General features: G+C 69.9%; 11 protein-coding genes. 9 read left to right on the plus strand and 2 right to left on the minus strand.

All coding sequences use genetic code 11. The annotated features are described in order from the left end of the window. Positions 1 to 48 precede the first annotated feature (48 nt). The 8 genes from can (at position 49) to bioB (ending at position 8,355) form a co-directional block, all read left to right on the plus strand. The gene (can, locus tag HWX22_RS02560; protein ID WP_059691403.1) at positions 49 to 816 is read left to right on the plus strand and encodes a carbonate dehydratase; all 768 of its coding nucleotides are present in this window, start codon (positions 49 to 51) and stop codon (positions 814 to 816) included. Between the two features lie 116 nt (positions 817 to 932). After that, a complete protein-coding gene (locus tag HWX22_RS02565) occupies positions 933 to 1,610 on the plus strand; it encodes an SDR family oxidoreductase (RefSeq protein ID WP_175909230.1) in 678 nt (225 codons plus the stop codon). 39 nt (positions 1,611 to 1,649) lie between these two features. Next, on the plus strand, positions 1,650 to 2,087 hold the full coding sequence (locus tag HWX22_RS02570; protein WP_175909228.1) for a YchJ family protein: 438 nt from the start codon (positions 1,650 to 1,652) through the stop codon (positions 2,085 to 2,087). Between the two features lie 107 nt (positions 2,088 to 2,194). Continuing rightward, a complete protein-coding gene (locus HWX22_RS02575) occupies positions 2,195 to 3,454 on the plus strand; it encodes a CocE/NonD family hydrolase (RefSeq protein ID WP_175909226.1) in 1,260 nt (419 codons plus the stop codon). A 526-nt stretch (positions 3,455 to 3,980) separates the two neighbouring features. After that, positions 3,981 to 5,327 carry an adenosylmethionine--8-amino-7-oxononanoate transaminase gene (gene bioA, locus HWX22_RS02580; protein ID WP_059523950.1) on the plus strand — a complete coding sequence of 449 codons (1,347 nt, stop codon included), beginning with the start codon at positions 3,981 to 3,983 and terminating at the stop codon, positions 5,325 to 5,327. A 23-nt stretch (positions 5,328 to 5,350) separates the two neighbouring features. Then, the gene (gene bioF / locus HWX22_RS02585; protein WP_175914996.1) at positions 5,351 to 6,583 is read left to right on the plus strand and encodes an 8-amino-7-oxononanoate synthase; all 1,233 of its coding nucleotides are present in this window, start codon (positions 5,351 to 5,353) and stop codon (positions 6,581 to 6,583) included. Beyond that, positions 6,580 to 7,299, plus strand: coding sequence for a dethiobiotin synthase (bioD, locus tag HWX22_RS02590; protein ID WP_059703257.1), 720 nt, complete (start codon positions 6,580 to 6,582; stop codon positions 7,297 to 7,299). The genes bioF and bioD overlap by 4 nt, the downstream gene beginning before the upstream one ends. 36 nt (positions 7,300 to 7,335) lie before the next feature. Continuing rightward, a complete protein-coding gene (bioB, locus tag HWX22_RS02595; RefSeq protein WP_059523944.1) occupies positions 7,336 to 8,355 on the plus strand; it encodes a biotin synthase BioB in 1,020 nt (339 codons plus the stop codon). A gap of 96 nt (positions 8,356 to 8,451) precedes the next feature. Here the strand turns inward: bioB and HWX22_RS02600 are convergent, their stop codons facing one another. Both HWX22_RS02600 and HWX22_RS02605 read right to left on the minus strand, forming a co-directional pair. Next, entirely contained in the window at positions 8,452 to 9,177 is a 726-nt protein-coding gene (locus tag HWX22_RS02600; protein ID WP_059523942.1) for a copper homeostasis protein CutC, read from the minus strand. A gap of 76 nt (positions 9,178 to 9,253) precedes the next feature. Continuing rightward, the gene (locus HWX22_RS02605) at positions 9,254 to 10,540 is read right to left on the minus strand and encodes an EAL domain-containing protein (RefSeq protein ID WP_175909222.1); all 1,287 of its coding nucleotides are present in this window, start codon (positions 10,538 to 10,540) and stop codon (positions 9,254 to 9,256) included. A gap of 291 nt (positions 10,541 to 10,831) precedes the next feature. Here HWX22_RS02605 and HWX22_RS02610 point away from each other — a divergent pair, with 291 nt between their 5' ends. Beyond that, a complete protein-coding gene (locus HWX22_RS02610) occupies positions 10,832 to 12,499 on the plus strand; it encodes a Na+/H+ antiporter (RefSeq protein ID WP_059819865.1) in 1,668 nt (555 codons plus the stop codon). Positions 12,500 to 12,541: the final 42 nt, after the last annotated feature.

Here is a 12,541-nt window from a genome sequence, read left to right on the forward strand (position 1 = left end):
GAATCGAACCCGTTATCGACCCGCTTTCCGCCAACGGAATCCACACCGATGAATACCCAAGACAATCCGCTTTCACATCTGTTCGACAACAACGACGCCTGGGTCAAGCGCCAGCTCGCCGACGATCCCGACTTCTTCGCGCGTCTCGCCGACCAGCAGGCGCCGGAATATCTGTGGATCGGCTGTTCGGATTCGCGCGTGCCCGCGAACCAGATCATCGGCCTGCCGCCGGGCGAAGTGTTCGTGCACCGCAACATCGCGAACGTCGTCGTCCATAGCGACCTGAACTGCCTGTCGGTGATCCAGTTCGCGGTCGACATCCTGCGCGTGAAGCACATCATGGTCGTCGGCCACTACGGCTGCTCGGGCGTGAACGCGGCGCTCCACAACCGCCGCGTCGGCCTCGCGGACAACTGGCTGCATCACGTGCAGGACGTGCGCGAGCGCCACGCGGCGCTGCTCGACGAATGGCCGGTCGGCGAGGCGCGCTATCGCCGCCTGATCGAGCTGAACTCGATCGAGCAGGTCGTCAACGTGTGCCGCACGACGATCGTCAACGACGCGTGGGCGCGCGGCCAGTCGCTCACGGTGCACGGGCTCGTGTACGGCGTGCACGACGGGCGGATGCGCAACCTCGGGATGTCCGTGTCGAACTTCGACGCGCTCGATGCGACCTACAAGCGCTGCGTCGCGGCGCTGACCGCGCGGGGCCAGCACGCGCCCGACAACGACATGGTCGCGGCGGATGCCGCACGGCTCGACGACGTCGCGCAGGCGGTCGCCGACACGCTGAAGCCGTGCGACGACGCGAAGTAACGTACGCCCGCGCCGTCGCGGCCGAAGACGCATCGCGCGCCCGGCCGCGACGGGCATCGAACTGATCTGACACCGACACTGCCGCGACGGCGGTGCACTGCGAAGGAGCGGCGAACATGAAAACCGTATTGATCGTCGGCGCATCGCGCGGCCTCGGACGCGAATTCGTCCGGCAATACCGGCGCGACGGCTGGAACGTGATCGCGACCGCGCGCGACGACGCGTCGCTCGCCGCGCTGCGCGAACTCGGCGCGCACGCGCACGCACTCGACATCGCGCAGCCCGAACAGATCGCGGCGCTCGGCTGGAAGCTCGACGGCGAACGGCTCGACGCCGCCGTGCTCGTGTCGGGCGTGTACGGGCCGCGCACCGAAGGCGTCGAAACCATCGGCGCCGAGGATTTCGACGCGGTGATGCACACGAACGTGCGCGGGCCGATGCAGTTGCTGCCGATCCTGCTGCCGCTCGTCGAAGACGCGCGCGGCGTGCTGGCCGTCGTCTCGAGCCGGATGGGCAGCATCGCCGAGGCGACCGGCACGACCGGCTGGCTGTACCGCGCGAGCAAGGCCGCGCTGAACGACGTGCTGCGCATCGCGTCGCTGCAGACGCGCCACGCCGCATGCATCTCGCTCCATCCCGGCTGGGTGCGCACCGACATGGGCGGCGCGCAGGCCGCGATCGATCCGGAAACCAGCGTGACCGGCATGCGCCGCGTGATCGCGGAGGCCGGCGCGGACGTTTCGCAGTCCAACGGCCGTTTCTTCCAGTACGACGGCGTCGAGCTCAGTTGGTGAGCCGGCATCACAACCCGACGTCGTTAATTCGCGATTCGCATGATTTTGAACCGACCTGACGCGTGCCCGTGCGGCGGCGCGTCCCCGGCGCCTGCCGGCAAAGCCCCGGCGCCGCGCTATGCGGCCTGCTGCGGCCGCTTCATCGACGACGGCGAAGCCGCGCCGACCGCGCTCGAGTTGATGCGCTCGCGGTACAGCGCGTACGTGCTCGGCGCGACCGACTACCTGCGCGCGACCTGGGACGCGCGCACCTGTCCGGCCGATCTCGATGCGGACCCGGATGCGCCCGACGCGCCGCGCTGGCTCGGCCTCGCGATCAAGCGCCATGCGCCGCTCGACGAACGGCACGCGGAGGTCGAATTCGTGGCCCGCTACAAGGTCGGCGGGCGGGCGTACCGGCTCCACGAGACGAGCCGGTTCACCCGCGACGAGCACGGTTTCTGGCGCTATGTCGACGGCGAAGTAAGTGAACGCTGATAAATAGTTGCCATGTCAGACGCCGGGTAATTCCCGCATTGCACAACCTGAATTTGTCGGGCTAGGATGGCCCTCAGATTGGTCATGTTGCATGGCAGGGCTTACGAATGGCGTTCAGCAAGGTATTGGTGGGATGGATGGCGGCCTGTGCGCTGTCGGCCGCTCAGGCCGGTGCGCTGCCGGGCGCAAACGCCGGCGCGGCCACGGCCGGCGGCTCGCTCGCCCACGCCGAGCGCTTCGATTACGGCGATTCGGGCCTCCCGCAGGTCGCCGCCAACCTCAACGAACAAATCATCAGCATTCCGGCCGATGCCTCGGGCGCCGTGATGCTCGAGGCCACGCTGTTCAAGCCGAACGGCCCCGGCCCCTTCCCGCTCGTCGTCTTCAACCACGGCAAGAACACCGGTGACCTCCATCAGCAGCCGCGCAGCCGGCCGCTCGCGTTCGCGCGCGAATTCGTGCGCCGCGGCTATGCGGTGATCGCGCCAAACCGCCAGGGTTTCGCGGGGTCGGGCGGCTCGTACCAGCAGGAAGGCTGCAACGTCGGCAAGAACGGGCTCACGCAGGCCGCCGACGTCGACGCGACGGTCCGCTACATGTCGCGCCAGTCGTACGTCGATGCGTCGCGCATCGTGGTCGCGGGCACGTCGCACGGCGGCCTCGTGTCGGTCGCGTACGGCACCGAAGCGGCGCCCGGCGTGCGCGGCATCATCAACTTCTCCGGCGGGCTGCGCCAGGATCTGTGCGACGGCTGGCAGCGCAATCTCGTCGATGCGTTCGACCATTACGGCGCGCATACGGCTGTACGTTCGCTGTGGCTGTACGGCGACAACGATTCGGTGTGGACTCCCGCGCTCGTCGCGCAGATGCACGACGCGTACGTGTCGCACGGCACGCAGGCGCAATTCATCGATTTCGGCCGCTACAAGGACGACGCGCACCGGCTGATCGTCGATCGCGACGGCGTGCCCGTGTGGTGGCCGGCCGTCAATGCGTTCCTCGCGGACCTGAATCTGCCGACCTCGGTGCGCTACGCGGTCGCCAACCCGCACGAACCGAATGCGACCGGCTATGCGTCGATCGATGCGGTCGACGCCGTGCCGTTCCTCGACGAAGCCGGCCGCGAAGGCTATCGCCGCTTCCTGAACCAGCATCCGAGCCGTGCATTCGCGGTGTCCGCTGAAGGCGCATGGTCGTGGGCCGAAGGCGGCGACGATCCGATGGCGCTCGCGCTCGACAACTGCTCGAAGCAGGGTGCGGGCGCATGTCGGCTGTATGCGGTCAACGACCGCGTCGTGTGGAACGCGAACGCGACGCAAACGGCCGACGACGGCAGCGCCAACTCGCGCGCACTGGCTTCGCGCTGACGCGCGAGCCGCGGCGCTCCGGGGCGGGCGCTGCCCGCGTCTCTCCCCTTCCCCCTTCTCCGTTTCATGAACGCGCGCCGCGGCCCGCGGCGGCGTTCGCACGCCCGTTCACGCGGCCGCATGTGCCGCCCGAAGAGCGCCTGGCCCGCAACGCCGTCCGGGGTCGTTTTCGGGCGTTTCCTGAACCCCGGCCGCGCCGGAATCCGCGCGCCATTCGCCGGCGACCGTGCACGTCGCGTCGCGCTTCCCGCCCCGATTTTTCGCCCGTCGGCATCCGCCTGCCCACGATTTTTTTCTGTCGGGGGGTCTCACTCGAACGTCGTCATCTGCGGTCATTTCTGGGCTTCTGGCGCGTACCGTCCCGAGCACCTCGCATCTGCGCCGAACTCCCGCCCAGCAAGGCTTTGCGGTGTTTGTAACCGGTAGTGCAACGTGCGGCGGAACACGCTAATCTCAGCGCGTTTTCCGTCCGTCGCCGCGCGGCATCCCGTTCGATGCCCGCCGCCGTTTTACCCCCGGAGTTGCCTTGAGTACGCCAGCCACCGACGACTGGGTCGCGCGCAGCCTGCGCGCGGTCTGGCATCCCTGCACCCAGATGAAGCACCACGAGCGCCTGCCGCTCATCCCTGTCGCGCGCGGCGCGGGCCTGTGGCTGTACGACCGCGACGGGCGCCGCTACTTCGACGCGATCAGCTCGTGGTGGGTGAACCTGTTCGGCCATGCGAACCCGGACATCAACGCGGCGCTGAAGGACCAGCTCGACACGCTCGAGCACGCGATGCTCGCCGGCTGCACGCACGAGCCGGCGATCGAGCTCGCCGAGCGGCTGCACGCACTCACCGCGCGCACGCTCGGTCATGCGTTCTTCGCGTCGGACGGCGCGTCGGCGGTCGAAATCGCGCTGAAGATGAGCTTCCACGCGTGGCGCAACCGCGGCCGCGCGGACAAGCGCGAATTCGTGTGCGTCGCGAACAGCTATCACGGCGAGACCATCGGCGCGCTCGGCGTGACCGACGTCGCGCTGTTCAAGGATGCGTACGACCCGCTGATCCGCCATGCACACGTGGTCGCGTCGCCCGACGCACGCGGCGCGCTGCCGGGCGAGACGGCCGCCGACGTCGCGGGCCGCGCGCTCGACGACGTGCGGCGTCTGTTCGCCGAACGCGCCGACCGGATCGCCGCGCTGATCGTCGAGCCGCTCGTGCAATGCGCGGCCGGCATGGCGATGCACGATCCGTCGTACGTGCGCGGGCTGCGCGCGCTGTGCGACGAATTCGGCGTGCACCTGATCGCCGACGAGATCGCGGTCGGCTGCGGCCGCACCGGCACCTTCTTCGCCTGCGAGCAGGCCGGCGTGTGGCCCGATTTCCTGTGCCTGTCGAAGGGCATCAGCGGCGGCTACCTGCCGCTGTCGCTCGTGCTCACGCGCGACGACGTGTTCGCGGCCTTCTACGACGACGACACGACGCGCGGCTTCCTGCATTCGCATTCGTACACCGGCAACCCGCTCGCGTGCCGCGCGGCGGTCGCGACGCTCGACCTGTTCGCGCGCGACGACGTGCTCGCGAGCAACGCGCGCAAGTCGGCCGCGATGCGCGCCGCGCTCGCGCCGCTCGACGCGCACCCGCAGGTGCGTCACCTGCGCGAGCGCGGCACGCTATTCGCCTTCGACGTCGCGCTCGACGGCGACGCGGCACGCGGCTTCTCGCGGCGCTTCTTCGAACGCGCGCTGGAACGCGAGCTGCTGCTGCGCCCGATCGGCACGACCGTGTACCTGATGCCGCCGTACGTGATGAGCGACGACGACATCGCGTGGCTCGCGCAACGCACGCGCGACACGCTCGACGCGACGCTCGCGGAGGTGGCGCGATGAAGCAATCCTCACGGGAAACGACCATGCCCCTGCTCGACACGCTGCAGCGCGGCCTCGCCGAACTCGACGCGCAGGGCCTGCGACGCGTGCGCCGCACCGCCGACACCGCCTGCGACGCGCACATGCGCGTCGACGGCCGCGACATCGTCGGCTTCGCGAGCAACGATTACCTCGGCCTCGCCGCGCACCCCGCGCTCGTCGCCGCGTTCGGCGAAGGCGCGCAGCGCTACGGCTCCGGCAGCGGCGGCTCGCATCTGCTCGGCGGCCATTCGCGCGCGCACGCGACGCTCGAGGACGAACTCGCCGCCTTCGCGGGCGGCTTCTCCGATGCACCGCGCGCGTTGTACTTCAGCACCGGCTACATGGCGAACCTCGCCGCGATGACAGCCCTCACCGGCAAACACGCGACGATCTTCTCGGACGCGCTGAACCACGCGTCGCTGATCGACGGAATCCGGCTGTCGCGTGCGACCGTGCAGGTCTACCCGCATGCGGACATGGCCGCGCTCGCCGCGCTGCTCGATGCATCGGACGCCGAAACGAAACTGATCGTCAGCGACACCGTGTTCAGCATGGACGGCGACATCGCGCCGCTCGCCGAACTCGTCGCGCTGGCCGAACGCCACGGCGCGTGGCTCGTCGTCGACGACGCGCACGGCTTCGGCGTGCTCGGCCCGCAAGGCCGCGGCGCGCTCGCGGCCGCCGCGCTGCGCTCGCCGAACCTCGTGTACGTCGGCACGCTCGGCAAGGCCGCCGGCGTCGCGGGCGCGTTCGTCGTCGCGCACGAGACCGTGATCGAATGGATGATCCAGCGCGCGCGCAGCTACATCTTCACGACGGCCGCGCCGCCGGCCGTCGCGCATGCGGTCTCGGCGAGCCTGAAGGTGATCGGCGGCGACGAAGGCGATGCGCGACGCGCGCACCTCGCCGCGCTGATCGAGCGCACGCGCGCGCTGCTGCGCATGACGCGCTGGCAGCCGGTCGACTCGCATACGGCCGTGCAGCCGCTCGTGATCGGCAGCAACGACGCGACGCTCGCGGCGATGCGCTCGCTCGACGCGCACGGCCTGTGGGTGCCCGCGATCCGGCCGCCGACGGTGCCCGCCGGCACGTCGCGGCTGCGCATCTCGCTGTCGGCCGCGCATTCGTTCGACGATCTCGCGCGGCTCGAAACCGCGCTGATCGAGGCCAGCGAGGGGGCGGACCACCCCGACGCTCACGCACGTTCGCTGCCCCCCGAGGAAGCTGCGGCATGACGGCCCCGCTTTCCCTCTTCGTCACCGGCACCGACACCGAGATCGGCAAGACCTTCGTGTCGGCCGCGATGCTGCACGGCTTCGCGCGGCACGGGCTGCGCGCGGCCGCGCTGAAGCCCGTCGCCGCCGGCGCGTACGAACGCGACGGCGTCTGGCACAACGAGGACGCCGACCAGCTCGACGCGGCCGCAAACGTCGCGCTGCCGCCCGAGCTGCGCACGCCGTTCCTGCTGAAGGCACCCGCCGCACCGCACATCGTCGCCGCGCAGGAAGGCGTGACGCTCGACCTCGACACGATCGTCGCGAGCCACCGCGAAGCGCTGACGCGCGCGGACGTCGTCGTCGTCGAAGGCGTCGGCGGCTTCCGCGTGCCGCTGAACGACACGCAGGACACGGCCGACCTCGCGGTCGCGCTCGGCCTGCCCGTCGTGCTCGTCGTCGGCATGCGGCTCGGCTGCATCAGCCACGCGCTGCTCACGGCCGACGCGATTCGCCAGCGCGGCCTCACGCTCGCCGGCTGGGTCGCGAACCACGTCGACCCGGCCATGTCGTACGCCGACGAGAACGTCGCGACGATCCGCGACTGGCTCGCGCGCGAGCACCGCGCGCCGCTCCTCGGCCGCATCGCGCACTTGGCGCCGGCCGCCCCCGAATCCGCGGCGGCGATGCTCGACATCGCCACGCTCGTCGATACGCTGCGCCACGCGCGGCATTGACCTCACGATCCCCGCATTCACGACAGGAAAACCACCATGACCCAAGCCCAGACCGCCGCCGTGCAACCCGACGCGATCCCCGTGGCCGCTCCGGCGCCGCAGCGCTGGCGCGTCGCCGACGTCGTCGCGCTGTTCGAACTGCCGTTCAACGACCTGATGTTCCGCGCGCAGCAGGTGCATCGCGAGCATTTCGACGCGAACGCGGTGCAGCTGTCGACGCTGCTGTCGATCAAGACGGGCGGCTGCGAGGAAGATTGCGGCTACTGCTCGCAATCGTCGCATCACGAAACGGGCCTGAAGGCCGAGAAGCTGATGGACGTCGACACGGTGCTCGACGCCGCGCGCGCGGCGAAGGCGAACGGCGCGAGCCGCTTCTGCATGGGCGCCGCCTGGCGCAACCCGAAGGAGCGCCACATGCCGGCGCTGACCGAGATGGTGCGCGGCGTGAAGGAACTGGGCCTCGAGACCTGCATGACGCTCGGCATGCTGGAAAACGAGCAGGCGCAGCAGCTCGCCGACGCGGGCCTCGACTACTACAACCACAACCTCGACACGTCGCCGGAGTTCTACGGCCAGGTGATCTCGACGCGCACGTACCAGGATCGTCTCGACACGCTCGACCGCGTGCGCGATGCGGGCATCAACGTGTGTTGCGGCGGCATCATCGGGATGGGCGAATCGCGCCGCGAACGCGCGGGCCTGATTTCGCAGCTCGCGAACCTGAACCCGTATCCGGAATCGGTGCCGATCAACAACCTCGTCGCGATCGAAGGCACGCCGCTCGAAGGCACCGCACCGCTCGACCCGTTCGAGTTCGTGCGCACGATCGCGGTGGCGCGCATCACGATGCCCAAGGCCGTCGTGCGCCTGTCGGCCGGCCGCGAGCAGCTCGACGACGCGATGCAGGCGATGTGCTTCCTCGCGGGCGCGAACTCGATGTTCTACGGCGACCAGCTGCTGACCACGAGCAACCCGCAGACGCAGCGCGACCGCGCGCTGTTCGAGCGCCTCGGCATCCGCGCGAGCCAGGCCGACGCACTGGCGGAGAACGCGTAAGCGACTGCAGCGCGTTTGGCTTGCAGACGAAAAAGCCGGGGCATGCCCCGGCTTTTTTTCGCCCGATCGTCGGCGCGCGGCTTTCAGCGCCGCCCGTCACACATGCGCCGCCGCACCGTCGAGCGCCGCGCGCACGCGCTCGACGCGCTGTTCGTCGACCGGCGCCAGCACTTCACCGCGCGGCCGCACGCCCGAGCCGAAATGCACCGCGCGCACGCCGGTGGCGCGAACGAAATCACCGACCGCGTCGATCGTGAGCCCCGAGCCGGCCAGCACCGTGCAGGTCGAGCCCGCCGCCTGCCGGACCAGCCGCGTGATCGTCGCGACCGCGTCGAGCACCGACGGATGGCCGCCCGAGGTCAGCACCGACGTGACGGCCGGCACGCGCAGCAGCGCATCGAACGCGGCATTGAGGTCGCGCGACACGTCGAATGCGCGATGGAACGTCAGGTCGCGCCCGTCCGCGGCCGCCGCGACGCGCGCGAGCGCATCGAGATCGACGTCGCCGCGCGCATCGAGCGCACCGAACACGACGCCGTTCGCACCGGCCGCGACGGCCGCGCGCACGTCGCGCTCGATCACGCGCAGGTCGTCGGCATCGTAGACGAACGAGCGGCTGTGCGGCCGCACGATCACGTTCACCGGAATCGCCACGGCGGCCACGACGGCCTCGATCAGGCCGACGCTCGGCGTCAGCCCGCCTTCGCTGATCGCGGTCACGAGTTCGAGGCGGTCGGCGCCCGCGCGGGCGGCGGCCTTCGCGTCGCCGACGGTGGTGGCGATCACTTCGAGGAGGACGGAGGAAGCGGCGGTTCGGTTCATCGGCGGCTCGCGAATCGTCAGGACAATTCGCGCATCCTAGCCGAGCGGCGTGAACGGCGCCAGCGCGACGCCGTCGCTATGCGCCATCCGCTTCCTCGTCGATCCAGTCGATATCGCCGCACAGCACATGCTGCGCATCGCCGATGCGCACGGCCACCGACAGCGTCACGCAGGGCTGCGCCTCGTTGATCGACAAGTACGGGCGCGTCACCTGCACGCGTCCGGGCTCGGCGATCGCCGTGCGGAAATATGGCCGGCGCAACCAGTTCGCCCCCTGCGCGTCGGACAGCGGCGAGAAGCGCGCCTCGGCGAGCGCGCGGTCCGCGCGCAGCACGACGTTGCGGCCCGCCTGGCGGCCCCGCGCGTCGAGCAGGAAGCAGCGCGCGGCGGCGTCGAGCGCGAGGAAGTTCCAGCACACCTCGTCGAGCGGCTCGCCGGCCGCCACCCGCTCGGCCGCACGCTCGAACGCGCGCAGGTACGGCGCGAGCCGCTGCGCGTCGCGCCGCTCGCGCGCTTCGGATTGTTGCCGAAAACGCTCGGTCAGCTCGCCGATGCAGCCGGTCGCCGTCGCGCTGTCGGGCAGCCCGGGCGCCGGACGGCCGAAGTAATAGCCCTGCACGAAATCGGCCTCGCACGACAGCGCGATCTGCGCGTCGTGCTCGGTCTCGATCCCCTCGACGAGCACGAGCTTGCCGGCCTCGTGCAGCAGCGTGACGAGCCCGTGCAGGATCGCGGTGAGCCCCGTGCGGTGCGCCGCGTGCGACAGCATGATCCGGTCGAGTTTCACGATGTCCGGGTTCAGCTGCCAGATCCGCTCGAGGTTCGAGTGGCCGGCGCCGAAATCGTCGAGCGCGATCAGGAAACCCTGCGCGCGGAATTCGCGCACGGCTTCGGCGAGCCGCTCGATGTCCTCCGCGCGCTGCTCGAGCACTTCGAGCACGACGCGGCGCGGCGGCATGCCGATCCGCTTCAGGTTCGCGAGCAGCGCGGCGGCCTGGAACGGGTCGGTGAGCACGCCCGGATGCACGTTGAGAAACAGCCACTCGCGCTCGGCGCCGAGCAGCGCGAAGTTCTCGAGATGCAGCGCCTGCGCGAGCCGGTCGAGCTGCAGCAGTTCGCCCTGGCGCGCGGCCTCGCCGAACACGTCGAGCGGCGACACCGCCCGGTCGAGCGCGTCGTGGGCGCGCAATAGCGCCTCGTAGCCCACCGCACGCTGGTGCGACAGGCTGAAGATCGGCTGGAACACGGTCGTGAGCGTCAGGTCGCGATGCTGCGTCGCGAGGCGTTCGAGGCCGGAGCTCATCTCCCGCTCGAAACGATACGGCGAAGCGGTGGCCGGACGCTCCTGTTGCACGATCGTCATGGCGCCCTCCTGGCGATGCAGCCGAACGCGGCGAGTGCTTGAAACGGCGCGCGCAATGTCATGGTGGAATCCTCGGTTGTCCGGCCGGTGCCGGACGGTAGGCAAGCATCAAGCAAGGTCCGTGCAAGGGCCGATCACCCGCGCCGCGCCTGCGTGCGGCGGCGCCGCACCAGCGTGGCGCAGGCCGGATGCACCGTTCGCGTGCATGCGCACCGGCGCACTCGAACGCACCCGTCACGTCGCCACGCTAAACTCCGTACGGTCGTTTCATTCTCCACAATCGCCGTATCGATGGAAATCGTCTTCACAGTCCTGATCCTGCTGCTGACCGTCGCGCTGTCCGGCGCGGTCACGCGCATCCTGCCACTGCAATTGCCGCTGCCGCTGATGCAGATCGCGTTCGGCGCGATGCTCGCATGGCCGAAGCTGAACCTGCACGTCACGTTCGATCCCGAAATCTTCATGCTGCTGTTCATTCCGCCGCTGCTGTTCGCGGACGGCTGGCGGATTCCGAAACGCGAGCTGTACCTGCAGCGCCGCGCGATCCTGATGCTCGCGTTCGGGCTCGTGTTCATGACGGTACTCGCAGTCGGCTACTTCGCGCACTGGCTGATACCCGAGTTGCCGCTGCCGATCGCGTTCGCGCTCGCGGCCGTGCTGTCGCCCACCGACGCGGTCGCGCTGTCGGGCATCGCCGGCAAGGGGCGGATTCCGCCGCAACTGATGCACATCCTCGAAGGCGAGGCGCTGATGAACGACGCGTCGGGCCTGGTCGCGCTGAAGTTCGCGGTCGCGGCCGCGCTCACCGGCGTGTTCTCGCTGCGCGATGCGTCGATCACGTTCGTGATCGTCGCCGCCGGCGGGCTCGCGACGGGCGCGATCGTGTCGTGGGTGTTCAGCGCGCTGTCGACGCGGTTCCTGAACGCCGAGCAGGAAGGCGACCCGGCCCCCGGCATCGTGATGACGCTGCTCGTGCCGTTCGCCGCCTATCTGTTCGCCGAGCACCTGGAGCTGTCGGGCGTGCTCGCGGCCGTGTCGGCCGGGATGATGATGAACTACACGAGCTTCTCCCGCAAAAGCACGGTCGCGTCGCGCGTGCGCGCCGAGAGCACGTGGGCGATGATCGAGTTCGTGTTCAACGGCATGGTGTTCATCATGCTCGGGCTGCAGCTGCCGCACATCATCGGCCGCGCGCTCGTCGACGCGCATCACACGAGCGACGCGCTCGTCGGCCGGATGATCTTCAATGTATGCGCGATGATGCTCGCGCTGTACGCGATCCGCTTCCTGTGGGTCTGGCTGCTGCGCTGGATCGCGAGCCGCCGCGCCGCCCGCCACGGCCTCGCGGGCACGATGGCCGGCGTCCGCACGATCGCGGTGATGACGGTCGGCGGCGTGCGCGGCGCGGTCACGCTCGCGGGCGTGCTGTCGATCCCCGTCGCGCTGTCCGACGGCGCGCCGCTGCCCGGGCGCGACACCGCGATCTTCGTCGCGTCGGCGGTGATCCTCGGTTCGCTGGTCGTCGCGGTGATCGGCCTGCCGTTGCTGCTGCGCGGCGTGCGCTCGACGCGCAATCCGCTCGCCGACGAGGAGCGCACCGCGCGCGCGGCCGCCGCGCAGGCCGCGATTCGCGCGATCGACTCGTCGCACGACGCGATCTCGGCCGATCTCGACGAATCGGGCGCCGCGCGCTGCGCGGACATCTCCGCGCGCGTGATGGACCAGTATCGCCGGCGCCTGGCCGCGCTCGCCGAGGACGGCCCGACGCCGCGCGCGGAAGCCAAGCAGACCGAAACGATGGAGCTGCAGATGCGGATCGCGGCGGTGCGCGCGGAACGTTCGGTGTTGTACCGGCTGCGCAGCGAAAGCAAGATTTCCGACGAGACGCTGACGAAGCTGATCCGCGAGATCGATCTGTCGGAAACGGCGCTGTCGACGCGCAAGAAAGGGATCATCTGAGCGGCCGCGCCGCGGCGCGATTGCTCGGCTTGCCGATAAAAA

Source organism: Burkholderia sp. BCC1638, from assembly GCF_902833195.1.
Taxonomy (GTDB): domain Bacteria; phylum Pseudomonadota; class Gammaproteobacteria; order Burkholderiales; family Burkholderiaceae; genus Burkholderia; species Burkholderia diffusa.

Bases quoted from the DNA above. Each gene is read 5' to 3' on its own strand.
- can (WP_059691403.1), top strand. From the start codon at position 49: ATGAATACCCAAGACAATCCGCTTTCACATCTGTTCGACAACAACGAC.
- HWX22_RS02565 (WP_175909230.1), top strand. From the start codon at position 933: ATGAAAACCGTATTGATCGTCGGCGCATCGCGCGGCCTCGGACGCGAA.
- HWX22_RS02570 (WP_175909228.1), top strand. From the start codon at position 1,650: ATGATTTTGAACCGACCTGACGCGTGCCCGTGCGGCGGCGCGTCCCCG.
- HWX22_RS02575 (WP_175909226.1), top strand. From the start codon at position 2,195: ATGGCGTTCAGCAAGGTATTGGTGGGATGGATGGCGGCCTGTGCGCTG.
- bioF (WP_175914996.1), top strand. From the start codon at position 5,351: ATGCCCCTGCTCGACACGCTGCAGCGCGGCCTCGCCGAACTCGACGCG.
- bioD (WP_059703257.1), top strand. From the start codon at position 6,580: ATGACGGCCCCGCTTTCCCTCTTCGTCACCGGCACCGACACCGAGATC.
- bioB (WP_059523944.1), top strand. From the start codon at position 7,336: ATGACCCAAGCCCAGACCGCCGCCGTGCAACCCGACGCGATCCCCGTG.
- HWX22_RS02600 (WP_059523942.1), bottom strand. From the start codon at position 9,177: ATGAACCGAACCGCCGCTTCCTCCGTCCTCCTCGAAGTGATCGCCACC.
- HWX22_RS02605 (WP_175909222.1), bottom strand. From the start codon at position 10,540: ATGACGATCGTGCAACAGGAGCGTCCGGCCACCGCTTCGCCGTATCGT.
- HWX22_RS02610 (WP_059819865.1), top strand. From the start codon at position 10,832: ATGGAAATCGTCTTCACAGTCCTGATCCTGCTGCTGACCGTCGCGCTG.